The organism is Actinopolymorpha pittospori (assembly GCF_014873875.1).
In the GTDB taxonomy this organism is placed as follows: Bacteria; Actinomycetota; Actinomycetes; order Propionibacteriales; family Actinopolymorphaceae; genus Actinopolymorpha; species Actinopolymorpha pittospori.
This window is the reverse complement of record NZ_JADBEM010000001.1, coordinates 6,501,302-6,525,857: the sequence shown is the minus strand read 5'-3', so window position 1 is coordinate 6,525,857 and position 24,556 is coordinate 6,501,302. Positions and strand designations below refer to the sequence as shown.

21 protein-coding genes are annotated in these 24,556 nt (G+C 70.9%); 10 read left to right on the top strand and 11 right to left on the bottom strand.

Going from position 1 to position 24,556, the window contains the following annotated elements; genetic code table 11:
• Positions 1 to 13: 13 nt before the first annotated feature.
• From HEB94_RS30450 to HEB94_RS30440, 3 genes are read right to left on the bottom strand one after another with little or no spacing between them, the layout of a single operon-like run.
• Complete coding sequence (locus HEB94_RS30450; RefSeq protein ID WP_192753065.1) at positions 14 to 967, bottom strand: VWA domain-containing protein; 954 nt, start codon at positions 965 to 967, stop codon at positions 14 to 16.
• Complete coding sequence (locus tag HEB94_RS30445; protein ID WP_337918055.1) at positions 964 to 1,959, bottom strand: DUF58 domain-containing protein; 996 nt, start codon at positions 1,957 to 1,959, stop codon at positions 964 to 966. The genes HEB94_RS30450 and HEB94_RS30445 overlap by 4 nt, the downstream gene beginning before the upstream one ends.
• A complete protein-coding gene (locus HEB94_RS30440) occupies positions 1,956 to 3,197 on the bottom strand; it encodes an AAA family ATPase (protein WP_192753064.1) in 1,242 nt (413 codons plus the stop codon). Before HEB94_RS30440 ends, HEB94_RS30445 begins: the two co-directional genes overlap by 4 nt.
• 115 nt (positions 3,198 to 3,312) lie before the next feature.
• Between HEB94_RS30440 and HEB94_RS30435 the strand changes: the two genes are divergently transcribed.
• A complete protein-coding gene (locus tag HEB94_RS30435) occupies positions 3,313 to 4,608 on the top strand; it encodes a hypothetical protein (protein ID WP_192753063.1) in 1,296 nt (431 codons plus the stop codon).
• 19 nt (positions 4,609 to 4,627) lie between these two features.
• Here HEB94_RS30435 and HEB94_RS52810 read toward each other — a convergent pair whose 3' ends face one another.
• Both HEB94_RS52810 and HEB94_RS30425 read right to left on the bottom strand, forming a co-directional pair.
• The gene (locus HEB94_RS52810; protein ID WP_192753062.1) at positions 4,628 to 6,328 is read right to left on the bottom strand and encodes a lytic transglycosylase domain-containing protein; all 1,701 of its coding nucleotides are present in this window, start codon (positions 6,326 to 6,328) and stop codon (positions 4,628 to 4,630) included.
• A 243-nt stretch (positions 6,329 to 6,571) separates the two neighbouring features.
• Positions 6,572 to 8,038 (bottom strand): MFS transporter, encoded by a 1,467-nt coding sequence (locus HEB94_RS30425; RefSeq protein WP_192753061.1) that lies wholly within the window; start codon positions 8,036 to 8,038, stop codon positions 6,572 to 6,574.
• Between the two features lie 239 nt (positions 8,039 to 8,277).
• Between HEB94_RS30425 and HEB94_RS30420 the strand changes: the two genes are divergently transcribed.
• From HEB94_RS30420 to HEB94_RS30395, 6 genes are all read left to right on the top strand, one after another.
• On the top strand, positions 8,278 to 9,714 hold the full coding sequence (locus HEB94_RS30420; protein WP_192753060.1) for a hypothetical protein: 1,437 nt from the start codon (positions 8,278 to 8,280) through the stop codon (positions 9,712 to 9,714).
• Positions 9,715 to 9,929: 215 nt separating this feature from the next.
• On the top strand, positions 9,930 to 10,457 hold the full coding sequence (gene crcB, locus HEB94_RS30415; RefSeq protein WP_192753059.1) for a fluoride efflux transporter CrcB: 528 nt from the start codon (positions 9,930 to 9,932) through the stop codon (positions 10,455 to 10,457).
• 5 nt (positions 10,458 to 10,462) lie between these two features.
• Positions 10,463 to 10,807 (top strand): DUF190 domain-containing protein, encoded by a 345-nt coding sequence (locus HEB94_RS30410; RefSeq protein WP_192753058.1) that lies wholly within the window; start codon positions 10,463 to 10,465, stop codon positions 10,805 to 10,807.
• Entirely contained in the window at positions 10,804 to 11,184 is a 381-nt protein-coding gene (gene crcB, locus HEB94_RS30405) for a fluoride efflux transporter CrcB (RefSeq protein WP_192753057.1), read from the top strand. The genes HEB94_RS30410 and crcB (HEB94_RS30405) overlap by 4 nt, the downstream gene beginning before the upstream one ends.
• 24 nt (positions 11,185 to 11,208) lie before the next feature.
• On the top strand, positions 11,209 to 11,652 hold the full coding sequence (locus tag HEB94_RS30400) for an NUDIX domain-containing protein (RefSeq protein WP_192753056.1): 444 nt from the start codon (positions 11,209 to 11,211) through the stop codon (positions 11,650 to 11,652).
• 24 nt (positions 11,653 to 11,676) lie between these two features.
• Positions 11,677 to 12,456: a class I SAM-dependent methyltransferase gene (locus HEB94_RS30395; protein ID WP_192753055.1), complete on the top strand. Its 780-nt coding sequence runs from the start codon at positions 11,677 to 11,679 to the stop codon at positions 12,454 to 12,456.
• 42 nt (positions 12,457 to 12,498) lie between these two features.
• Here the strand turns inward: HEB94_RS30395 and HEB94_RS30390 are convergent, their stop codons facing one another.
• The gene (locus HEB94_RS30390) at positions 12,499 to 13,878 is read right to left on the bottom strand and encodes a hypothetical protein (RefSeq protein WP_192753054.1); all 1,380 of its coding nucleotides are present in this window, start codon (positions 13,876 to 13,878) and stop codon (positions 12,499 to 12,501) included.
• A 137-nt stretch (positions 13,879 to 14,015) separates the two neighbouring features.
• On the opposite strand from HEB94_RS30390, the gene HEB94_RS30385 reads away from it, so the two are divergent.
• The 3 genes from HEB94_RS30385 (at position 14,016) to HEB94_RS30375 (ending at position 16,930) form a co-directional block, all read left to right on the top strand.
• Entirely contained in the window at positions 14,016 to 14,726 is a 711-nt protein-coding gene (locus tag HEB94_RS30385) for a helix-turn-helix domain-containing protein (protein WP_202896640.1), read from the top strand.
• 47 nt (positions 14,727 to 14,773) lie between these two features.
• Positions 14,774 to 15,679 (top strand): hypothetical protein, encoded by a 906-nt coding sequence (locus HEB94_RS30380; RefSeq protein WP_192753052.1) that lies wholly within the window; start codon positions 14,774 to 14,776, stop codon positions 15,677 to 15,679.
• A 198-nt stretch (positions 15,680 to 15,877) separates the two neighbouring features.
• The gene (locus HEB94_RS30375) at positions 15,878 to 16,930 is read left to right on the top strand and encodes a Gfo/Idh/MocA family oxidoreductase (protein WP_192753051.1); all 1,053 of its coding nucleotides are present in this window, start codon (positions 15,878 to 15,880) and stop codon (positions 16,928 to 16,930) included.
• Between the two features lie 12 nt (positions 16,931 to 16,942).
• Here HEB94_RS30375 and HEB94_RS30370 read toward each other — a convergent pair whose 3' ends face one another.
• The 5 genes from HEB94_RS30370 to uvrA form a co-directional block, all read right to left on the bottom strand.
• Positions 16,943 to 17,914 (bottom strand): NAD(P)/FAD-dependent oxidoreductase, encoded by a 972-nt coding sequence (locus HEB94_RS30370; protein WP_192753050.1) that lies wholly within the window; start codon positions 17,912 to 17,914, stop codon positions 16,943 to 16,945.
• Positions 17,915 to 18,127: 213 nt separating this feature from the next.
• A complete protein-coding gene (locus HEB94_RS30365) occupies positions 18,128 to 18,781 on the bottom strand; it encodes a hypothetical protein (RefSeq protein ID WP_192753049.1) in 654 nt (217 codons plus the stop codon).
• Positions 18,781 to 20,184 (bottom strand): selenium-binding protein SBP56-related protein, encoded by a 1,404-nt coding sequence (locus tag HEB94_RS30360; RefSeq protein WP_192753048.1) that lies wholly within the window; start codon positions 20,182 to 20,184, stop codon positions 18,781 to 18,783. Before HEB94_RS30360 ends, HEB94_RS30365 begins: the two co-directional genes overlap by 1 nt.
• 156 nt (positions 20,185 to 20,340) lie before the next feature.
• Positions 20,341 to 20,985 carry a nitroreductase family protein gene (locus HEB94_RS30355; RefSeq protein ID WP_192753047.1) on the bottom strand — a complete coding sequence of 215 codons (645 nt, stop codon included), beginning with the start codon at positions 20,983 to 20,985 and terminating at the stop codon, positions 20,341 to 20,343.
• A gap of 151 nt (positions 20,986 to 21,136) precedes the next feature.
• Positions 21,137 to 24,229 (bottom strand): excinuclease ABC subunit UvrA, encoded by a 3,093-nt coding sequence (gene uvrA / locus HEB94_RS30350; RefSeq protein WP_192753046.1) that lies wholly within the window; start codon positions 24,227 to 24,229, stop codon positions 21,137 to 21,139.
• Positions 24,230 to 24,556 lie beyond the last annotated feature (327 nt).

Below are 24,556 nucleotides of genomic sequence, written 5' to 3'. Positions count from 1 at the left end.
ATCAGGGCAGCTGCTAGGGAAGTCTGCCAAGCAGGAACAGCGACGTTCCGGCGGCGGCCATCGCCGCGAGCAGGCCGAGGCCCGCCCACCACGAGGTGATCTCCTGTTCCTCGGTCGTGTAACCGACCGAGGAGCCGATGTCGGCGTAGACCTGCTCGAGCTCCTGCCCGGATTCGGCGGTGTAGGTCTGTCCGCCGGTCTGCTGGGCGATCGCCCGCATGGTGTCCTCGTCGACCGGCACCGGGGTCCGCTGTCCCTCGATGTCGACGGTGCCGAACGGCGTACCGAACGCGATCGTGTAGATCGGCACGTGCGCCTGCCGGGCGGCGGCCACACCCTGCTCCACGCTCCGGCCGACGTTGCGGTAGCCGTCGGAGAGCAGCACGATCCGGGCCGGTGCCGGCTCGCTCGGATGCGACGGGTCGTTCGGGACCTGCTTGATCGCGTCCAGCGAGGTGAAGATCGCCTCACCCGTGGCGGTCGACTCCGCCAACTCCAGGCCGTCGATCGCGCGGTCCACCGCTCCGCGGTCCGTCGTCGGGGGCACGAGGATGCTCGCGGTGCCGGCGAAGGACACCAGCGAGACGTTGAACTTCTTCGGCAGGCTGCCCACGAACTCCGTTGCGGCCTCCTGCGCCGCGCGCAGCCGGTCAGGGCTCACGTCATCGGCGCGCATGGAGATGGACACGTCGACCGCCACGACGATGGTCGCGCGTTCCCGGGGTACGCGCACCTCGGTCTGCGGGCGGGCGAACGCCGTGACCATCAGCCCGACGGTGACCAGCATGAGCACCATCGCCACGTGTCGCCGCCAGGCGGGACGGCGCGGCGCCACCCGGGAGAGCAGCGCGAGGTTGGTGAACCGCATGGCGTACCTTCGCCGGCGGCGCTGGAGCAGGAAGTACGCCAGGACCAGCAACGGAACGAGGAGCAGCAACCACAGCCGTCCGGGTGCAAGGAACGTCATGCGCCGGCTCCTCTCGTCGGCGTGCCGTGCAGGCGCTGGGCCACCCGCCGGTGCCCCAGCACGAAGCGGGCCGTGTCGGCCACCCAGTCCCGGTCCGTCCGAAGCGTGAGATGCGCCGCGCCCGAACGCCGCAGCGTCGCGCGGACGCGGGCCCGGTGCGCGGCGGCGGCCTCGGCGTACCTCGCGCGAAGTACGACGTTGCCGGTGTCCACCTCCTGCGCCTCACCGGACTCCGGGTCGGTCAGCCACACCACGCCCACGTCGGGCAACTCCAGCTCCCGGGGGTCGAGGACCTCCACCACCAGGACCTGGTGCCGTCCGCACAGGCGTCTCAGCGGGCGCTCCCATCCGAAGGGCACGCTCGGGTCGTCGCCGGACCCGTCGAGGAAGTCCGACACCACCACCCGCAGGCCGCGCCGTTGGTAGTTGCGGGAGAACTTGTCCAGCGCTCCGGAGAAGTCGTCGTCCGGCTCGTCCGCGGCCGTGCGGGGTTCGTCGAGCAGGGAGCGCAACAGGCCGTAGAGCGCGAGGCGTCCGGAACGCGCCGGCCAGCGCCGGGTCCGGCCGCCGCGGAGGATCACGCCACCGAACCGGTCACCCAGCCGGTGGGTCAGGAAGCCGACCGTCCCCACCGCCGCGACCGCGAGCTCACGCTTCTCCAGGGCGGCGGTGCCGAAGTCCATCGACGCGGACATGTCCACCAGTGTCCACGTTTCGAGCTCCCGGTCGGAGATCACGTCCCGCACGTGCGGTGTGGTGGTCCGTGCGGTGACGGCCCAGTCCATTCGGCGTACGTCGTCCTCGCCGGGGCGGTAGACGCGCGCCTCGGCCAGATCGGTGCCGGGGCCGGGAAGCAGCCCGAGGTGCTCGCCGTGCAGGAACCCCTCCAGCCGCCGCACGATGGTGAGCTCGAGCCGGCGCAGTGCGCGCTCGGGCGCGAGACGCGCGAGGCTGATCTCGCCCCGGGCGTTGGTGGGGATCTGCCGTGTCACCGGAACTCCGGCCGACCCGCGTCGTTGTGCTCCTGTCTCCAGACCGGGCGCGGTGGGGGTACGACGGAGAGAACCCGGTCGACCACACCGGCCGCGCTGATGCCGTCGGCGACGGCGTCGAACCCGAGCACGAGGCGGTGCGGTATCACGTCGCCCGCGACCTCCTGGACGTCCTGCGGCAGCACGTAGTCGCGCCCGCGCATGAACGCGAGCGCCCGCGCCGACGAGACCAGGCCGAGCGTGGCACGGGGGCTCGCGCCCACCTCGATGACCGGGGCGAGTTCGGGCAGGTGGTACTCGACCGGGCGTCGGGTCGCGAGTACCAGGCGCACGATGTAGTCGGCGACGAGACGGTGGACGAACACGCGGTCGGTCGCGTGCTGGAGGGCGAGGATCCGGTCGGCGTCGAGCACCCTGCGAGGCCGGGGCGGATCGACACTCATCCGCTCGAGGATGTGGTACTCCTGCTCGGCGTCGGGCAGGTGCACGTCGACCTTGACCAGGAACCGGTCGCGCTGGGCTTCCGGAAGCGGGTAGACGCCCTCGGACTCCAGCGGGTTCTGCGTGGCGATGACGATGAACGGCGCGGGCATCGGGAACGTCCGGCCGCCGATCGACACCTGCCGCTCCCCCATCAGCTCCAGCATCGCCGACTGCACCTTCGCCGGTGCGCGGTTGATCTCGTCCGCCAGCACGAAGTTGACGAACACCGGACCGAGCTCGATGTCGAAGGACTCCTTGCTCGGACGGTAGATCCGCGTGCCCACGATGTCGGAGGGCACGAGGTCCGGCGTGAACTGCAGGCGGGCGAAGTCACCGCCGACCACCGTCGCGAAGGTGCGTACGGCGAGCGTCTTCGCCACGCCCGGAACACCCTCGAGGAGGCAGTGGCCACGGGCGAGCAGCGCGACCATCAGCCGCTCGACCATGTGCTCCTGGCCGACGATGACCCGTTTGATCTCGTGCAGAGCCTCGCCCAGGATGGCCGCCTCGGCACCGCTCCCCCGACCGGTTTCGCCGGGTGGCGCGGAAGGTTCCGCCGGCGAGGGATGTCCGAAGGCGGATGCTCCGGGATAATCTGCGGTGGCCTCCCCGTCGCCGCTCACCCGCGGGGACAGAGGGGGTGGGTCGACGGCATGGCGTTCCGACTCGTGCGCGGTTTGCCCGTCACGTACCGGTGTCGGGTTCGGGTCCTGTGTTCCCCCGGTTTCGGCCTCGCTGCGTTCCGGCGTCGTCATGGGGCGATTCCTCTCCGGGCATGGGGACGTCGTCTCGTCGTCTGCCACGCGACCAAGCGTGCCATCAGTGTGTGCACCTCGCCCTTCCCAGGGGCCGACCGGACGGGGGGTACGGATGACAGAGCCGCTTCGACCAGGTGATCCGAGCGCGCTTGGACCGTTCACGCTGCGAGAGAGACTCGCCTGGCACAGCGCTGGCACGGTGTTTCTCGGATACGACGCTCAGGGACGTCCAGGCGTCCTCACCGTGCTCCATGCGGGAGCGGCCGCCGACCCAGCCGTCCGGGACCGGTTCGGGCGCGAGGTCGACAACCTCGCCGTCCGCGAGCCTGGCAGGGTACTCACCGCGGGCCTCCGTGCGCCGGTTCCGTGGGTGGCCACGGCGCACGCCGGCAACGCGGTCGACCCGGCACTCCGCCTGCTCGCCGGCGCCGCGGCGATGCCAGTCGTCGACGGAACCGGCGCTGGACCGGGCCAGGTGCCCGGGACGGGGCCACACCTGACTCCCGGCACGCCCGGGAGCGACGGCGACGCACCCCGACCGGTCCCCCTCGCCGCGCAGGCAGGCGTGCGGCCGGCGAACTCCTCCCGCTCGCTGGCGATCCTGGCCGTCGCCGTGGTGACCGCCCTCGCGGTGGTCGTGGGAGGTGCGTTCGTCATCGGCGGCTTCTTCACGACGAAGAAGGGCGAGACCAGCGCCGGCGGGTCCACACCGACGCCCGAGTTCGAGCTGACCGTGCCTCCCCCGCCCCTCCCAGGGTCGACCGACTTCACGATCCCGATACCCGAACCGACCCTGTCCTTCCCGGGGCTGCCCTCCCTGCCCACCTCGCTGCCGCCTGCCATACCGGCCCCCACCAGGTCTCCGCTGGCCTCGATCCCCGCCCCCCAGCCCACCGAGCTCGACGGCCAGAACGGGCTCGTCGTGGGTCCGACGTTCGGCGAGAACGAACCCACCGCCCTCCAGGACGTCAACGATCTGCCCTTCGACTTCCGGACACCCGCGTCCTGGGACTGCCTGCCCGTCGACACCGGCCCGCCGGGGGTGCTCCGGGTGGCGTGCCTGGACCAGGTCTACGCGAACGCCGGACTGGTGGAGGAGGGGCCCGGCGGTCTCATCGACGTGACCACCTGTCCAGCTCCGTGCGGTGAGGTCGAGCGGACCCAGGTCCGGGATCAGGCCTCCGTGGCGTCCAGAACCTGGCAACGCATCGACTCGGTGACGGAGTACTCCGAAGTGACCGTGGACTTCGAGGGCTCGACGCAGGTCTCCGTCGCGATGAGTCACGTGTTCCCCTCCACCCCTGGTGGACCGAACAACCGGCACGTCATGGTCCGGTTCGCGGGTCCGCCGCAGGAGTTGAGAGCCATGCAGAAGGTGATCAACGACGTCCGCAACCGGACCCCCTGAGCGACGGTCCATGGCCGCCTCACGAGCCTGACGCTCGCGTCGCGGACGCGGATGGCCTGGGGCAGGCCGAAGGGCCGGGCTCCGGCGCGGGCGTCGGGGTGCTCGTGGAGTGCGCGGCGCCCGTCGGTGCGGTCGGCTCCGGCGTGGACGAGGGCGGCGGTGCGTTCGTCGGCGACGGTTCCGGCGAGGTGCTGCTCGAGGGGGATGGCGTCGGCTTTCGCGGTGTGGGCGAGGACGTCACCCCGGGCGTCGGCGTGGGTGCGGGCGTCGCGCTGGCGCTGGGCTTCGGCGACGGCGGTACCCGCGGCGGACAGGTGGGCGTGGGTGTGGGAGTTGCCGGAGGCGTCGTCGGCGTCGGCGTCGGCGTGGGCGTGGGCGTGGGCGTGCTCGAAGGCGTGGGTGTGTCGGTTGGTGTCGGCGGCTCGGTCGGCTCGGGTTCGACAGTCGGCTCCGGTTCGACAGTCGGCTCCGGTTCCGTGGTCGGCTCCGGTTCCGCGGTCGGCTCCGGTTCCGCGGTCGGTGATGGAGCTGGATCTGGCGTCTCAGTCGGCTCCGGTTCCGCGGTCGGCTCCGGTTCCACGGTCGGCTCCGGTTCCGCGGTCGGCTCCGGTTCCGCGGTCGGTGATGGAGCTGGATCTGGCGTCTCAGTCGGCGCCGGATCCGTGGGCGCCGGACTGGGCGTAGGTGTCGCCGTTCCGGGCGTCGCGGGCGTCGGTACGGGCGTACTCGACGGAGGTGCCGTCGGTCCCGACGTCAGCCCAGGCGTGGGCGCGGGTGTACCCGGAGCAGGCGTTCCGGGCCCAGGCGACGCCCCCGGCGTCGGCGCACCAGGCGTCGGCGCACCAGGCGGCGGCGCACCAGGCGTCGGCGCACCAGGCGTCGGCGCGGGTGTACCCGGAGCAGGCGTTCCGGGCCCAGGCGACGCCCCCGGCGTCGGCTGCGTCGTCGATGCTCCTGTGGGTTCGGGCGTGGGCAGGATCGGACCGCCCGCGAGCAGGTTCTGATCCCCACCGGGCAGCGGCTCCGACCTGCCCGCGGTGTAGGCGTCGATCCACGACAGCACCGACTGCACGTACGACGCGGAGTTGTTGTAGCTGTAGGCCGCGGCCGCGAGGTCCATCCGGCTGGAGAGGTTCCGTCCACCGGCGCACAGGTACGTCGCCGTCGCGAGCGACGCGTCGTACACGTTGTTGATGTCGGACAGACCGTCGTTGTTGCCGTCGGCGGTGTAGCGCTCCCACGAACCCGGAATGAACTGCATCGGCCCGACGGCACGGTCCCAGGCGGTGTCGCCGTCGATCCGACCGTCGTCGGTGTCCGCGACGGCGACGTACCGCTTCCCGTCGAGGACCGGTCCGAGGATAGGGCGAAGTGTCGTACCCCGGTAGTCGACGGCACCGCCCTGGGCATGGTCGGTCTCGACCTTCCCGACACCGGCGAGCATCTGCCAGGTGAGCCGGCAGCCCGGGGTCGAGGACGCCAGCCGGAGCGCGGCGCCACGGTAGGCCTGCACGAGGATCGCGGGAATCCCGAACTCGCCGTTGTCCGACCCGCCGTGCCCTCCCCCACCGATCGGCTCGCCCGGCACGAGTTCGGTGCGGGTGCCGTTGCTGGTGCCGTCGGACGGATAGGCCGACGCGTTGTCGCGGTACGGCAGGCTGGACACGCCCGGAACGAGCGACACCACGACAGCTGCCGCGGCAAAGCGCACTGCCGTCATCAGCCTCATCGCCAACCCCCCGGTCACCCCACGATGACACGGGGAGTCAGCGGCTGGCAGCCCGACGACGAACCTTCGGGGGACTACCGACGAAGGATCGGAAGCAACCGGTCGAGTGGGCCGAACCCCGCGAAGGGGAGGATGCGCTCCTCCCCCTCGCGGCTTCAGCCGTCGGCCCCGCGTGCACGGACGCGCCGCCGTCCGAAACCCTCGGTCTGCTCCCGATTTTCGCGACCGGCCCGGTCAGTCGGCGCCGGTGTTCGCGACCGACGGGAGGCCACCGGCGGGGGCCACGTCGGCCCGGACCCGGGGCGCCAGGATCGTCCCGGCGCCGGCGACCACGATCATGGACGCGAAGATCGCCCCGAAGACAACGGCTGGATGCGCGCTCTGATGGAGCGCCGCGAAGATCACCCCGCCGAGGCCGACGAGCGCGACGTTTCCGAAGGAGTCCGACATCTGGGCGGCCGCACCGGCGGCTCCGTGCTCCTCGGGGCGGGAGTAGCCGAGCAGCAGGACGGACAGGCTGGCCGTCGCGAGGCCCATGCCGAGTCCGGCCACCACGCAGCCGGGCACCGCCACCCAGACGGGTACGGCGGGGATGACGCTGATCAGCCACAGGGCCAGACCGGCGGTGAGGAAGATGGCACCCGTCTCCACCAGTCGCGTACGGGTCATCCGCAGGCTGGGCCGGCTCTGCCACCACGAGCCCGTGCTCCAGCCGAGCGAGCCGACAGTGAGGGCGATCCCCGCGAGGGTGGCCGACAGACCTCGGTGCTCGATGAGCATGAGGGGCACGAACGACTGGGCGCCGAAGAAGGAGCCGGCGAAGATGCCGCGCATGGCGACCACGCTGGGCAGACCACGGGCGAACCGGAGCGTGCCTGGCGGCAGCAGTCGGGGCAGGCTCACGACGAGGGCGAGTACGCCCACCACCACGAGGAGCAGGCTCCACCAGGTCCGCTCCTGCCCGGCGTACTGCAGCAGCCCGATCCCGAGCGCGGCACCGAGCGCACGACGCTTGCGACCCGCCCGGCGCGGGGCGGGCTCCACCGTCGGCAACCCGCCCATGCGCGGCAGCACCAGGACGATGGGCACCAGCGCGAACGGCACCAGGCCGAGGAACACCCACCGCCAGGACGCGTGCTCGGTGATGGTGCCCGCGATCACCGGTCCAACGATCGAGGGCAGCACCCAGGCGCTGGAGATCGCGGCGAACACCCGGGGCCGAAGCGCCTGCGGGAACGCGCGCCCGACGATGACGTACAGCGCGACGACGACGGCACCGCCACCGAGGCCCTGGATCATCCGGCCGAGCACGAACAGCACCATCGAGGGCGCCGCGCCGGCCACGACCAGACCAACGGCGAAGAATCCCACTCCGGTCAGGAACGGAAGCCGCGGACCAACCCGGTCGCAGAGTTCGCCGGACAGCACGGTCGCGAACATGCTCGCCGTCATGAAGCCGGAGAAGCCCCACGCGTAGAACTCCAGACCGTGCAGGTCGGCGACGGCCACCGGCATCGCCGTACCGACGGCCATCCCCTCGAAGGCCACCAGCAGGACGAGGGCGACGATGCCGATGGTGAGCGGACGGTAGGTCGGGCTGAGGACGCCCGCTCCGCCGTCTCCCGGCTTACCCTCCTTCGCTGTCTGGTCGTCGGGCTCGGTCCTGACTTCTCCGGATGACGGGGTCTTCGAGACGTTCACGAGGAGTCACGCTAATAGCCAGGACCCTCGCACACCTATCCGGAATTTGACCGAAGCTCTTCTCCGCCATCAGGCCTAGGTCGCGGACCGCCTCACCCGCACCCGACCTTCAGCGCATCGTGCCGGTGCTTTCCCCGGCTCCGCCGACGGCTGTTGGTCAGAAGTTCCTCCCGAGCTACCTGCGCACTCCGGACCTTTCCACCAGGGTGGGGAACTCGCCGACCTCTGGGGAGGAATCCATGCGCGTCCGCCGTACCGGCGTCTCGGCAGCGGCAATCGCCGCCGCCGCACTCACCCTCGTCGTTCCCACCGTGGCGACCGCCGTGCCCGCCGCGGCGGAGCCGGTCCAGGCCAAGGCCCGCCCGAGCGCTCCGATCGTCGTCGAGCGCGACCGCCCGACTCAGCGGCTGCACGTCCGTGCCGACTCGACCGGCGAAGCACTCCTGGACCTGACCGTCGCCGCGCCGGGCACGGACTGGGCGGTGGAGGGCAAGGAGTCGGCGGTCGTCTCGGTGTATGTCGATCGCCGCTACGCCACCGACGTCGTTGTCACCGGCGACGCGCCCTCCGCCCACCAGGTGGCCCTCGGTCAGCTGCGCCGCGGCCCCCACACCCTCGAACTCCGCTACGCCGACGCGTCCTCGGCGGCGGGCGCGAAGAGCGTCGTGGCGTCGGACCTGCAGGTCGAGACGTACGCCCGCAACGACCCGGAGTACTCCGCCCTGCGCTTCGCGCCGATCCTGTACGGCCGCAACATGGCGGAGTTCGGTGACGCCTACCAGAACGCCACCACCGACACCCCGCTCATCGCCTGGCACGAGACCGGACCAGGGTCGAAGCCCGGCCACGTCCGGATCACCTACTCCGTCATCTGGAGCAACGAGGACGGTGGCACCAACACACCCGCTCTGATGGCCCGATGGGGACGGACGACGGACATCGAGTGGATCTACGCCGTCGAGCTCGACGCGAACGGCGAGCGGGTGGCGGGCAGCGACACCTACCAGGCGCCCAACCACGCGACGTTGCAGTTCAAGGGCGGGTACGAGGGTGACCACGCCAAGCTGCAGACCTGCACGTCCAACAACAACCTCTGCGACCAGGTGGACGACCCGATGCGGTTCTTCCTCTCCACCCTGGAGACGCGCCCGGCCGACCAGGCCCGCGAAGCGGTCATGGACGCCAACCCCTGGACCTACCTCGTGATGGCCAAGGAGCTCATCCGTGAGGGCAAGATCGAGGCGGCCGCGCCGAACGCTCCCGACACGCCGGAGGTCAGCGACCAGCGCAACTACCTCTACGCTGTGGTGAAGAAGACGACGGAGGGCGCCAACACCGGCTCCTCGTGGGTCGGTGTCGCGCTCGGCGTTCGCCTCACCTCCGGTGAGACGGTCTACCTCTCCCACCACGTCGATCCCACCCGGTCGCTCCAGCGCGACGACCCGGCCGCGACGACCGTCGAACTTCCGGCCGGTACGACGCAGGACGACATCGCGGAGATCACCGCCCGCCGGGTGGTCGTCGGAACGGACTCCGGCGCGGCCGTCCACGTGACGGGAATCCAGCGCGGCTTCCTCCTCGGCACCGACTACCTGCCGCAGCCGTCGTTCCTCACTTGGTCCGGGGACATGACCCTCACCGCCGACCAGCCCACGGCCGTCCTCTGGCGCCGCTGACCGCGCCCGCCCGGCGAGGACCGAACCAACCCCGCCGAACCCAACGCGCCGACCAGCGCTGCCGTCAGGCGCTGGTCGGCGCTCACGTATCCTGAAGCGGTTCGGGGCCCGGGTCCGGGCTGACCGGCGGTGGGGCTCGCCGGACCACAACCGCGGCAACGACGCCGCCAACGGTCCCTGTTGCGCACGACGGTCGACGCGCAATGGGAGGAACCATGGCGGCACAGAGCACCGGATCCGGCACCGGCCGCACGGCCGCGACACCGCTTCAGCGGCTACGGGGATTCGACACCACGGCGGCGATCGCCGTGGGTGGTGTTCTCGGCGCGCTCGCCCGTTACGCCCTCTCGGTGCTGATCCCGCACGGTACGCACGCCTTTCCGTGGTCGACGTTCCTGATCAACGCGGTGGGCTGCGCCCTGATCGGCGTTCTGATGGCGTTGCTACTGGAGGCACCCAAGCCACACCGGCTGCTGCGGCCGTTCTTCGGTGTGGGTGTTCTCGGCGGCTTCACGACGTTCTCGACCTACGCGGTCGACTCCCTGGGCCTGTTCCGTGACGGCGCGGCGGCCACCGGACTCGCGTACCTGTTCGGGACCCTCGCCGCCGCCCTCGTCGCCGTCTGGCTCGGCGCCCACCTCACTCGCCTCGTCCTCCACGCGTACCCGAGAGGTCCGGCAGAACGAGCGCGGAACGACCATCTGAAAGATCATCAGGACGACCATCGGCCTGGGACGGGGTGACGCGGATGAATCCGATCGAGGGTCCGGCCAAACGGCTGAGCGTCTTCGTCGACGAGGACGACCTCTGGCAGCACCGGCCCGTCTACGCCGAGATCGTCGCCCGGGCCCGGGAGGCTGGCCTCGCGGGGGCGACGGTGATCCGTGGCATCGAGGGATACGGCGCGTCCCGGCGTCTGCACACCGGCAGGTTCCTCAGCCTGTCGGAGGATCTCCCCCTCACCGTGATCATCGTCGACGTCGCGGAGCGGATCGAGGCCTTCCTCCCCGGCCTCGACGAACTCCTGGTCAACGGCGGCCTGGTCATCGTCGAGGACGTCGAGGTCGTCCGCTACGTCGGGCGCCAGGCATGAGCCCAGTGCTCGCCGTCGCGCTCGGAGCGGTCGTGGGCGCGCCGCTGCGCTACCACCTGGACCGGCTGGTGCAGAACCGGATCGGCTCGACGTTCCCGTGGGGCACGCTGCTCGTCAACGTCCTCGGCTGCCTCGTGCTCGGCTTCCTGTGGTCGGGCAGCCTGACCGGTGCACTGGGCCCGACGCTCTACACCCTGCTCGGGACAGGTTTCTGCGGAGCGTTCACGACCTACTCCACGTTCAGTTTCGAGACCCTGCGGCTCCTCGAGAGCGGGGCGTTCCGGTCCGCGTCGGCGAACGTCGGGGGCAGTCTCGGCGCCGGCCTGGCCGCGGCGTTCCTGGGCTTCGCCCTGGGCCACGCCATCTGGCCCGGATGAGCTGCCGCCTGACACGATCAGCCGATGAGGCGACCTGTTGTCGTACGGGTGTGCGCGGTGATCCTGCGCGGCACGCGAGTTCTGATGGTGCGTCATGTCGAGGAGCGGCGCGAGTTCTGGACCCTGCCCGGCGGTGGGGTGGAGGCTGGAGAGACGCCCGCCCAGGCGGTGCTGCGCGAGGTCGCGGAGGAGACGCGGCTCGCCGGCACCGTGGGTCCGGTGTTGTACGAGCGGGCGTATCGCTCCGTCGACGACCGCGACGTACTGGAGACGTGCTTCCTGGTCGAGGTCTCGCCTGACGCGCGACCGGAGAAGGGTTTCGACCCGGAACTCGCCGCCGACGCCCGGGTGATCCGGCAGGTCGGTTGGCGGGACCTGTCGCTGCTCGCCGACGATCGCCAGGTGTCCCTCGCGCTCCCCCACCTTAACCGTCTGTCCATATGTCGAGACTCGGGTCTCGAATTCTGAGCAAGCACGAGTAACGTGCCGCGCATGACGTCACAGACCTGGAACGCCTCGCTGTACGACGACAAGCACGGCTTCGTCTCCGCGCTGGGAGCAGGTGTCATCGACCTGCTCGACGCCAGGCCGGGCGAGCGGGTCCTCGACGTCGGCTGCGGCACCGGCGACCACGTCGCCTCGCTGCGAGCCGCCGGAGTCGAGGTGACCGGGGTGGACGCGAGTGCCGACATGATCAGCCGGGCGCGGGAGAAGTTTCCCGACCTCCCGGTGCGGGTGGCCGACGTCCGCGATCTGCCCTTCGACGCGGAGTTTGACGCCGTGCTCAGCAACGCCACACTGCACTGGGTCCGCGAGGCGCCCGCGGCCGCCTCCTCGATCGCCCGTGCCCTGGCACCTGGTGGGCGGTTCGTCGCAGAGTTCGGCGGCGCCGGCAACATCGCGACGATCGCCGACGGCGCGCAGACCCTGCGCAAGGACCTCGGACTGGCACCCGCGCAGAGCCCGTGGTTCTTCCCGACCATCGGTGTCTACGCCGCCATGCTCGAGGCGGTGGGCCTGGAGGTGAGCGGCGCCTGGCTGTTCGACCGGCCGACCCAGCTCGTCGGCGAGGACGGGCTCGCCAACTGGCTCACGATGTTCTGCGCGCACCTGCTGGTCGGTGTTCCCGACGTGGACGGCTTCCTCGCCGAGCTCGCGACCCGCCTGCGACCCGTGTTGTACCGGGACGGATCCTGGTGGGCCGACTACCGGCGGATTCGCGTCACCGCCGTCAAGCCCGCCTTGCGTGGCGCTGCCGCCTCGCCGGCCTGACGCTCAGGCCTGTCAGTCGCTGGCCGGCCTGTCGCTGCCCGGTCAGTCGCCGTCGCCCTCCGGCATGCCCGGTGCGACGGGGCCGAGGACGAAGCCGTCCAGCAGGTACGGGGCTCGCCGCCACACCGCCATCTCCGTACCGCGGACCTCCCACCGTGCCTCCCAGGCCGCCTTGCGTTCGGCCTCGTCGACCTCGTACGACAACAGCCCGATCCGCGCCGCGAGCAGGTGCCGCCAGGCGGGCGCGAGCTCACCCGCGAGTCCGTGCCGCAGGCAGACACCGTGCGCGTGGCCGAGCCGTTCGCCGTAGGCCGGATCAGCAGCCACCAGGGTCAGCAGGCGCCGCTCACGTTCGACCGCCGCGTCCCGAAGGTCGCACAGGTGACACCGGATCCAGCGACCGACGTCGCCCGCCGCGGTGCGGGACGCTCCGGCCGAGGAACCGTCCACCACCTTGCGGAGGAAGGTCTGCAGGTCGGTACGCCACAGACCGCCCACATGCTCGATGACGCTCCCGACCGAAGCGAGCAGGCCGTCCTCGGTGAGTTCGACGCCCGCCATGTCGCCCGTGGTGACGCGACTGCTCGTGAGGTCGGCGAGATGGGTCGTGCACAGGGTCGCCGCACCGCGCAACTCCCCCGCCTCCGCGGCGGGCAGCCCCACCAACCACCGCAGGTAGCGCCACTCGACCCGCTGGGCCGCCGCGCACAGCGGGCAGCACGGCCAGTCGAGTACGAGGTCGACGTCGCCGAGCGGGCGGGCGAGCCGGGCCGACTCCTCCGCCGTGAGCACCCCCTCGGCGAGCCGCTCGCGCCCCCGCCGGCGTCGTACGACGTCCGGGTCGACGCCGATCAGGACGTCACGCGCGGTGACCGGATCCTTGCCGAGTCGCTCGTCCAGCATGCCGGCGATCACCCGGGCGGCCTCGGGGCCGGTGCGCTCCAGAACCGCCCGGCCGTGCGTGAGACAGAAGCCGTCGCCGGCGAGCAGGAGCTCTCGAACCTCCGGCTCGTTCAATCCCGTCGCGAGCGTCACCACCGCGTCCAGCTCGCCCTGTTCGGTCGCCTCGCACGCCGGGCACGCACCAGGCACCGGCGGCGCCGGCGCGGCAAGGGCCCGGACCGCCGACCTCGCCACGTCGGCGAAGACCCAGCGCGCCAGCCAGGACGTGGCCGCTCCGGAGTCGAGCAGTTGCCGTGTGTGTGGGGCGCAGAAGCCGAACGAGCGTTCCAGCCGTTCCCGGAGGCCGAGGTCGACCCGGCTGTCGTTCTCGTAGGAGAAGAACCACCGCTTGCCGGTGTCGAGTCGAATCCGGCAGACGGCACATCCCTCACCGCCGAGGGCGGCGAGCGCGTCGGCCTTCGTCCGTGCGTCCGACGCGCGGGAGCGGCCGGTGAGTCCGGTCATCCGGCGAAATGCCATGGGGACAGTGTCGTGCATACGTACTTCGACCCGGCATGCGCGGGTCGGCCCGGCCCGCCGGCCCCTCCCCGGCCGCCCTGACACCGCGGCGACCTTGGTCGAACGGCGCCGGGGGTGGTCGGTTATACCGTGGCCGGGTGAGTACGACGTACGCGGAGATCGCTCCGCCCGCGGCACTCGCCGAGGACGTGCGGTGCCTGTGGTGGTCGTCCTTCGGATGGGACGGCACGATCCTCCCCGACGGCTGTCTCGACATCGTGGTGACACCGGACAGGGCGTTCGTCGCCGGACCCGACACGGGGCCCTGGACGTCCTCGCTCCCGGTCGGACTGCCCGTGTACGGGCTGCGGTTCCGGACCGGCCGGGCGGCTCGGATTCTCGGCGTCCCGGCGAGTGAGCTGCGCGATCGCCGGGTGGATCTGGCCGACCTGTGGGGTCCGGCCGGCGCCAGCGTCGCCGCGAGACTGGCCGCCGACCCGAGCCACCTCACCGCCCTGGTCTCGGCCCGACTGGCCCGGGCCGAGACCGACGCACCCGACCGGCAGGTCGACGTCGCGGTCCGTCGGCTGCTGACCGCCGGCCCCCGGGTCACCGACGCGCTCACGGCCGACCTCGGCGTCGGTGAACGACAGTTCCGGCGGCGCTTCACGGCCGCTGTCGGCTACGGCCCCGCGACCTTCCTCAGGGTCGCGCGACTGTTACGCGTCCGCCGGCTCGCCCGGACCGCCCCCGACCTCGCCCTCGCCGACCTCGCCGCCCGGTCGGGCTACGCCGACCAGTCCCACCTCGCGCGCGACTGCAACGACCTGGCCGGCGCACCGCCCAGCAGGCTGCTGCGCGGCAGGTGACCGATCTGTCCAAGCGAGATGTCGGTGCGCTCTCCTAGCGTTCTGGCATGACGACCCCAGTGACGCCCGTGGTCGACGTCGACCGCGCCCGTGCCTTCATCCGATCCGAGGGCCGACTGCTCGAACGCCGGCTGGCAGAGGTCCACCTCGACCACGACATGTCCGCCGTCCCCGCCGTGGTCGCGGCACTGGCGGCCCACCGCAACGCCGACGGCGGGCTGGGGCACGGGCTCGAGCCCGACGTTCGCGCCCCTGGCAGCCAGCCGCTCTTCCTCGACTTCGCGAGCGACGTGCTCGACTCGCTGGCCGTCGAGGCCCGCGCCGAGGTCACGGCCGCCGCACAGGACCTCCTCGGTGGGGCGTCGTCGTTCCTCGCCGGCGTGGTGACGCCCGAGGGCGCCGTCCCGATCCTGCTCCCGAGCGCGGCGAAGCACCCCCGCGCGGCGCACTGGGGAGACTGCGACGCTCCCGCCGGTCTCAACCCCACCGCAGCCCTGGTCGCTCGGTTCCGCGCGTTCGGCATCGAGGCTGCCTGGATCGAGCCCGCGGCCAAGTTCTGCTGGGACCGGATCGAGGCGCCGGACGGTGTGGAGGACGCGCACACCGCCCTGTGCGTCCTGCGCTTCCTCGAGACCGACCCGGATCGGGATCGGGCCGAATCGGCCCACGCCGCGCTGTGTTCCCGGCTCGACAGGCTCGCGTTCTTCCAGCCTCGCCCCTCCGACGACTACGGACTCACGCCGTTGCACTTCGCGCCCTCGCCCGACAGTCCGCGCCGACGCTTCTTCGCCGACGCGGACGTCGACGCCCATCTCGAGGTGCTTGCTGCCGGCCAGCAGGCAGACGGCGGCTGGCCGATCACCTGGGAGGCGCCCGGATCGACCGCCGAGCGCGAATGGCGGGGCGTGGTCACCCTCCAGGCGCTCCGGGTGCTCGCGGCCTACGCCGGCTGACCGCCACAGACCGCCGAGCGCCTCAGACCGCGGGCCGCGGGCCGCGGGGCCGCCCTACGGGTCCGCAGCACCTGACGGTGCTTGCTGGGTGGCCATCATCGGGCATCCACTCGCCGAGCCCGGGTTCCGTCGCCCAGGCTCGTAGGTGCCGGAGCGAGCGAAGCGCTCACGGCCCCTATCGAAGCGGGGAGCGCCACGGTGGCATTGCGGTTGATCCACGTAGGCCTCGGCGGCTGGGGCGGCGACTGGTCCGTCAACGTCGTGCCGAAGGTTCCGACAGTCGAACGCGTCGCGATCGTCGACGCCGACCCGGCGACCCTGGCCAGGGCACGCCAACGTCTCGGCCTGGAGGAGTCCCAGTGCTTCACCAGCCTGGACGAGGCGATCGAGCGGGTGGAGGCCGACGCGGTCCTCGTCACCGCGACGCTGGCCGCGCACGCGCCCCTGTCGATCCAGGCCCTGCGCGCGGGCAAGCACGTGCTGGTGGAGAAGCCGTTCGCGCCGACCCTGAGCGACGCGCGTGAGGTGGTCAGCGCGGCGGAGGAGCAGAACCTCACCGTCATGGTGAGCCAGAACTACCGCTTCTACCCCGCCGCCCGCACCGCCGCGACGCTGGTCGCCGAGCGCGCCCTCGGCGGGCTCGGCACCGTACACGTCGACTTCCGGAAGTGGGCCAACAACGCCCCGGCCGACAACCACCGGCACTACCAGCTGCTGCATCCCCTGCTGTACGACATGGCGATCCACCACTTCGACCTGATGCGGTTGGTGCTCGGCCAGGAGCCCGTCCAGGTCTACGCGCAGGCCAGCGACCCGCCGTGGAGCAGGTTCCGCGAGGAGGGGTCGGCCGTTCTCACCGTGACCTTCGACGGCGGGAGCGTGCTGAGCTACCGCGGCAGTTGGGTGAGCTCGGGCGAGCCCACAGCCTGGTCCGGGCGGTGGCACCTCGAGTGTGAGGAGGGCGAGATCTACTGGACCGGCCGTGACGGTCCGGCCGGCGACGCCACCTCCGACGTCGTGGAGGTCACCCGGCGGACCGAGAGCGGCCGGCAATCCGAGCCGGTCACGTTGGTGAAGGTGCCCTACGTCGGGCGGGCCGGTTCACTCGCGGAGTTCGCGCGCGCCGTCGAGGCGGGCGAGGAGCCGGAGAGTTCCGGTCGGCGCAACCTCGGCAGCCTCGCCCTGGCCGAGGCCGCGGCACGGTCCGTGGCCACCGGACGCGTCGAGAAGGTCGAACGATCGGACGCGTGAGCGAGCGGGCGGTCAACCGACGTCGCTGGAGTGGCCGGGGAACACCTTCGCCCCCGGCCGGATGATCGGAACGGCGTTGTTGATCGCCGTCGCCGCCTCACCGAATCCGGTGGCGATCAACTTCACCTTGCCCTCGTAGTCCACGATGTCGCCCGCGGCGAAGACCCGCGGGAGGTTCGTGCGCATGGCCGAGTCGACGACGATGTGCCGGGCGCGCTGTTCGAGCCCCCACCGGGTCATCGGGCCGAGGTCGGCCACGAAGCCCAGCGCCGCGACGACGGCCTGGACCTCGAGGGCGGCGCGCTCCTGCGTGGCGTTGTTGATGATCTCCACACCGTCGATCTGACCCTCGCCGAACACCCGGTGCAGCTCCCAGGGGGTCAGGAGCCGGACCCGGGACTGCAGCAGACGTTCGACGCTCCGCTCGTGGGCGCGGAATCGTGTCCGGCGGTGGATGAGCGTCACGGAGCGGGCGAGGGGTTCGAGGCTGGACGCCCAGTCCAGCGCGGAGTCGCCGCCGCCGACGATCAGGACGTCGAGGCCGGACAACTCGTCGAGCTTGGGGACGAAGTAGCGGAGGCCGCGACCCTCGTACTCCTGACCGACGGGCACCTCCCGCGGGCTGAACGTGCCGATGCCCGCGGTGATCAGGACCGCGGCGGCGAGCACCTCCAGGCCCTGGTCGGACTCGACCCGCACCCGGTCACCGCGCTGCTCCAGCTTCTCCGCGCGGTGACCGAGGATGTAGTCCGGCTTGGACTGGGCGGCCTGCGCGACGAGGTTGTCAACCAGGTCCTGCCCCTTGACCTGGGGAAGGCCGGCGACGTCGAAGATGAGCTTCTCCGGGTACAGCGCGGTGACCTGGCCGCCGGGCTCGGGCAGGGAGTCCATGAGCGTCACCGTGAGACCGCGGAAGCCGGCGTAGTAGGCGGCATAGAGGCCCGTCGGGCCCGCACCGACGACCAGTAGATCGGTCTCGATCATCGCAACCTCCACCGAAGTTCAGCTCGGATACCTCAGGACTACCCCTACGCGGCGTATGTGCCCAGTGCAGCGCCAACCAACGGTCATATCGCGGGACGAATGCCGCAGCCGGCCATCTGCCGAAATCGTTCCCATTTCGGGCCCCCAAACCCGGCCATCACCGGACAGACCTCTCCGGCACACCGACCCGAGGATCCTCGGCGCCGGCCGACGTCAGGCCAGCGCGACCACCACGGTGATCGAACCCGCGGCGAGCAGCACGACCGCCCAGATGCCGTCGAGGTTGATCCACGCGGTCCGCAGGATGGCGACGCCGAGGAACTCGTACACCACGAAGGCGATCAACCCGCCGACCACGACCATGGCGACGGTGTGGATGCCGGCCGCGAGGACGCCGTTCAACGCCGCACCACCGATGCCCGTTCCGGTCGACGTCGGCGCGCCCGGAGCGTGACTGGGACCTGACCTTCCTCCGGAGGTGAGCACCGGTACCAGCATCAGCCCCGCTCCGTGGACCGATGCCATCAGGAACGACCAGCCGGCCAGCTGCCACGCGTTCAGCCGCATACCGACCCAGCGGAAGTGGCGCTTCGAGAGCAACTGCCACATCCCGAGCGCGACCAGCAGTACGCCGCCGAGGATGGCGACCGCGCGGGTCGTCCAGGTGGACGCGCCGACCGCCACCGCGACGGCCACCACGGTGATCGACGCGAAGTGGCCGGCGGCGATGGGCAGGAGTGCCCGCGCCATCGCCGTGCGACTGCGTTCCTGCAGGCCGATCGCCACCGCGAACAACCAGCCCATCCCGGGGTTGAGACCGTGGAAGGCGCCCAGCCCGACCAGCGCGAGGGTCGCGCCGAGCCCCATCAGGGGAAGCAGTAGGAGTCGGAGGAGGCGTCTCCGCCCTGGAGGCGGATCTGGTGGACGCGCAGACCACGAAAGTCGTCTCCGTGCGGGAAGAACCGCGGGTCCGCCGTCATGCCGCCGGCGGCCGGGTCGACGTCGAGCCGCGCCACCCAGGCGCCTACGCCGTCGGGGTAGAACTGGTCGTCCCACGCGCCGTAGAGCGAGTTGGAGACGTATACCCGGCGGCCGTCACGACTGACCTCCACCATCTGCGGTCCCCCGGCCAGGGCGAGGTCCGGCGCGGCGGGATGTGCTCGCCGCGCGACGATCCCGCCGAGCCGGACCGATCCGGTCTGCCTCGGCTGGAACGGGTCGGAGACGTCGTACTGCAGCAGTTCCCCGGTGCCCCAGGCGGAGACGTAGAGGAACCGGTCGTCGACGGACAGGTCGATGTCGGTCACCAGCGGGGGTACGGCACCGAAGGGTTGGAGCGCGGGCGGCAGATCGGCCGCGTCGGCGGGCTCGGCCGGAATGTCGATCACCTTCCGTACGGCGAACTCCGTCCCGTCGCGGTGCCACAGCCAGACCGACGCGGACAGGTCCTGCGTACTGACCACGACGCCGAGGAAGCCGTACTCCTTGGTGGGATCGTGCGCGGGGCGAAGCTCCAGCGCCATCTGGTACTGCTCACCGAGGTCGACCGTCTGGACGTTGCGGCGCCTGCGCAGGTCCCAGAAGTGCAGCCGGTGGCCGTACTTGTTGGCGAGCAGCAACTCGGGCCGGAGTCCGTCCTCGATCATCGACGGCGTGCCCCACTCGCTGGTCACCATCACGTCCCGGGTGATGTGCCACCAGAAGTCGTATGCGAGGTACTGGTCGCCTCGATCCTTCTCCCACGGCCCGCGGACCTCGAACGTCGTGTGGTCGAGCACCGCGACGCCACCCGGGCCATCCCCGCCGTAGCCACCGAGCGCGGAGACGTAGATTCCGTCGGTGCCGCAGTGCACGGTGTGCGGGCGGGAGTATCCGGCCCGCTTGCCGAGTTCCTCGGCCTCCAACACCTTGACGAGCTTGGGGCTGCTCGGGTCCTCCTTCACGTCGAGCACGTGGATCCGGGAGGAGCGCAGGCCCGGGACGAGGAGATAGCGACGCTCGACGTGGGGATGGGCCGCGGACGGGCACAGCGCACTGCTGCAGGCGTTCCATCCGAAGTGGTGCAACTCGTCGCCGAGGTTGGGCATGTCGGTCCAGCCGACCACCTGGCCGTAGGACGGTGAGGCGTCGTCCACGTCGAGGACGACGAGGGCGTCCGGACGGTCGGCCGGCCGAGCGAAGGCCGCGACGTAGGCGAGCTTCTCCGACGGAGCGGCGGTCGCGTCACGCGGCGAGGGATAGAACGTCGGGTCGGGCGTGAAGAGTGGCATGCGGGCCCCTCTCAGGCGACGGGTGAGACGAACCCGGGGTGCTCGGACACGTCGAGCACCCTTTCACGCTCCGCGATCGCCTGGCAACGACCGATGCCGTGTCGCCCCGCTCTGGTGGAACGAGCCGTCCGGACGACCGCCGCGACGGTCGAGGGGTCAGTCGACCGTGTGGCCCCACGAGTCCCAGAAGGTGATCTCCTCGACCGGGCGGCGCTTGGCCGGCCTGAAGTCGGTGCCGATGGTGTAGGCGACCGGGAGCAGCGCCGCCTGGGTCACGTCCGCCGGGATGCCGAGCAGTTCGGCGGCCTCCTCCTCGTGCTGCAGGTGGAACGTCGTCCAGACCGACCCCAGCCCCCGGGAGCGGAGCGCGAGCTGGAAGCTCCAGATGGCCGGGTGGATGGAGCCGAAGAACGCCGCTGCATGCCGGATGTCGGTGACCCGACCCTCGATGCACGGGACCACCAGCACGGGCACCTGATCGATGATCTCGACAAGGTGTCGGGCCGAGCCCATGACGCGGGCGGCCTGCTCGTCGGCCGGGGAGTTCTCGCTGGCCCACTTCATGTACGGCGCGCCACCCGCGCGGTACAGCTCCGCCATCCGTGCCCGCTTGTCAGGGTCCGTCACGATCACGAAGCGCCAGCCCTGGGCGTTGCTGCCCGACGGCGCCTGCGTGGCGATACGGATGCAGTCGAGGAGGACCTCGCGTTCGACCGGCCGCTCGAGGTCGAGCCGCTTGCGGACGGCCCGCGTGGTCGAGAGCAGGTGGTCGGTGATGTCGGTGTCGAAGGGCTGGCTCATGCTGTCGACCCTACCGACCTACCGATCACGACCACCGACCACGCGCGTCGCTCACGACGGCCGCTTGTGACCCGGCCGCGACCGCGATGACGGCCGCCGCCGGCGACGGACTCCGCTCCCTCTCGTGATCGTCCCCCGGTTGACCAACGCCCTACGCCCGCTTCGCGACCGCCTTGCGGGCAGTCTTCTTGGCGGTGCTCTTTCGACTCGCCGCGCTCTTGGTGGCGCTGGCCGAGGACGCCTTGCCACCATCCGCCGCGTTGCGCGTGGTGCTCTTCTTCGCCGCGCTCTTCTTCGCGGTTCCCTTGCGCGCGGGCGCCTTCGCCGCGGGCGTCGCCGACTTGGTGGTCCGAGGCGCGCCGGTGGACCCGCGTGCGGACGCGACTCTGGTATTGCGTTCGGCGTAGTCGGGCAGCACGTGCTGGAGGAACTGGCCGGTGTAGCTTCCCTCGTCCGCGGCGATGTCTTCGGGTGTGCCCTCCGAGATCACCTCGCCGCCCCGGTTGCCACCCTCCGGGCCCATGTCGATGATCCAGTCGGCGGTCTTGATGACGTCGAGGTTGTGCTCGATGACGATCACGGTGTTGCCCTGGTCGACCAGCCGACCAAGCACCCCGAGGAGCTTGCGAATGTCCTCGAAGTGCAAGCCGGTGGTCGGCTCGTCGAGGACGTAGAGAGTGCGGCCGGTCGAGCGCTTCTGCAGCTCCGAGGCGAGCTTCACCCGCTGTGCCTCACCGCCGGACAGCGTCGGGGCGGACTGTCCCATCCGCACGTATCCGAGGCCGACGTCGACGAGGGTGCGCAGGTGCCGCGAGATCGCCGGAATCGCCTCGAAGAACTCCAGGGCCTCCTCGATCGGCATGTCGAGGACCTCGGCGATGGTCCGGCTCTTGTAGTGGACCTCCAGCGTCTCCCGGTTGTAGCGGGCGCCGTGGCAGACCTCGCACGGCACGTAGACGTCGGGCAGGAAGTTCATCTCGATCTTGATCGTGCCGTCGCCGGAGCAGGCCTCGCAGCGTCCACCCTTGACGTTGAAGGAGAACCGGCCGGGAAGGTAGCCACGGATCTTGGCCTCGGGCGTCTCGGCGAACAGTCGGCGGATGTGGTCGAAGACACCGGTGTAGGTGGCCGGGTTGGACCGCGGCGTCCGCCCGATCGGTGACTGGTCGACGTGGATCACCTTGTCGATGTGCTCCGTGCCGGTGATCTTCTGGTGGTGCCCAGGGACGTCACGCGCGCCGTAGATCTGCTTCGCGAGCGCGGTGTAGAGGATGTCGTTGACCAGCGTGGACTTGCCGGACCCCGAGACACCGGTGACCGCGATGAACGTGCCGAGTGGGAAGGACACCGTCACGTCGTGCAGGTTGTGCTCCCACGCCTTGTGCACCGTGATCTGCCGGGACGGCGTGACCGGCCGACGCACGTCGGGGAGCGGGATCGTCCGCCGCCCGGAGAGGTAGGCACCGGTCATCGAGTCGGGATGCGCGAGCAGGTCGGCGACCGAACCCGTGTGCACCACCTGGCCACCGTGCTCACCCGCACCCGGGCCGATGTCGACGACCCAGTCGGCGACGCGGATGGTGTCTTCGTCGTGCTCGACGACGATGAGCGTGTTGCCGATGTCACGCAACCGGACCAGCGTCTCGATCAGCCGGTGGTTGTCGCGTTGGTGCAGGCCGATCGACGGCTCGTCGAGCACGTAGAGGACGCCGACGAGACCGGAACCGATCTGGGTTGCCAGCCGAATGCGCTGGGCCTCGCCACCCGACAGCGAACCCGAGGGGCGGTCGAGGGTGAGGTAGTCGAGACCGACGTCGAGCAGGAAGCGCAGCCGCTCGCCGATCTCCTTGACGACCCGCTCGGCGATCTGCCGCTCCCGCGGGCTGAGCTCCAACTCGCGCAGGAACGCGGCGATCTCGCCGATCGGCATGGCAGAGACCTCGGCGACGGACCTCTCGCCGATCGTCACCGCGAGCGAGATCGGCTTGAGCCGCGACCCCCGGCACGCGGGACACGGCACCTCGCGCATGTAGCCCTCGAACCGCTCCCGACTGGAGTCGGACTCCGCCTCGGCGTGCCGGCGCGAGACGTAGGGGATGACGCCCTCGTAGGTCGTGTAGTAGGAGCGCTCGCGACCGTAGCGGTTGCGGTAGCGGACGTGCACCTGCTCGGCGTGGCCGTGCAGGATCGCCTTCCGCATCTTGGCCGGCAGGCGTTCGAAGGCCGTGTCGGTGCGGAAGCCGATGGTGGTGGCCAGCGCCTCGAGCAGCCGGCTGAAGTAGTCGGACACGTGCGCGCCCGCCCACGGGGCGAGCGCACCCTCGTCCAGGCTCTTGGTGGGGTCGGGCACCACCAGGTCGGGGTCAACCTCCATCCGGGTGCCGAGTCCGGTGCACTCCGGACACGCGCCGTAGGGAGAGTTGAAGGAGAAGGACCGCGGCTCGAGCTCCTCGAACGACAGGTCGTCGTAGGGACAGTAGAGGTGCTCCGACCACACCCGCTCCCGCTGCGGGTCGGTCTCGGGCAGGTCGACGAAGTCGAGGGTCACCAGACCGCCGCCCAGGTGTAGGGCCGTCTCGACCGAGTCGGTCAGCCGGCGCTTCGCGGAGCCCTTCAGGGCGAGCCGGTCGACCACCACCTCGATGGTGTGCTTGCGCTGCTTGTCGAGCTTCGGGACCTCCGCGAGCGGATACACCTCGCCGTCGACCCGTACCCGGGAGTATCCCTGCGTCGTCAGCTGCCGGAAGAGGTCGGCGTATTCGCCCTTGCGACCGCGCACGAGCGGCGCGAGCACCTGGAAGCGGGTGCCCTCCTCGAACTCGAGCACCCGGTCGACGATCTGCTGCGGCGTCTGCCGGGCGATCGGGCGGCCGCACTCGGGGCAGTGCGGGTGACCGATGCGCGCGTAGAGCAGCCGGAGGTAGTCGTAGACCTCGGTGATCGTGCCGACCGTGGACCGCGGGTTGCGCGAGGTCGACTTCTGGTCGATCGAGACCGCGGGCGAGAGCCCTTCGATGAAGTCGACGTCGGGCTTGTCCATCTGGCCGAGGAACTGCCGGGCGTAGGCGGACAGCGACTCGACGTAGCGGCGCTGGCCCTCGGCGAAGATCGTGTCGAAGGCGAGACTGGACTTCCCCGACCCGGACAGGCCGGTGAAGACGATGAGGGCGTCGCGCGGCAACTCCAAGGAGACGTCCTTGAGGTTGTGTTCGCGGGCACCCCGGATGATCAACTGGTCGGACACGTCGGCTGTTCCGTCCTCGGCAGCGGTGTTTGTCGGCTTGCTTGTCGGCTAAATGTGCAGGTCAGCGGCATGGCGAGAAGGTCGGGGGCGATTGGTCGGCGGGTGATTCGGCACGGCTTGGCCATGCTAGTCGGGGCCACCGACAAGTCCCCGGAAGGACAACCGCACCGGCCGGGCGAAGCTTCCCCTCCGTCGCGCCCATTCACCCAGAGTCTCCCCGGTCTGGCCACGTCCGGCCACTGAGGGTCCGTTTCCCGCATCGGGGTTGGACGTGTCCGGGGACGCCCCGGAAAGAATGGACGAAACCGTCGCACCGTACGACCGTGC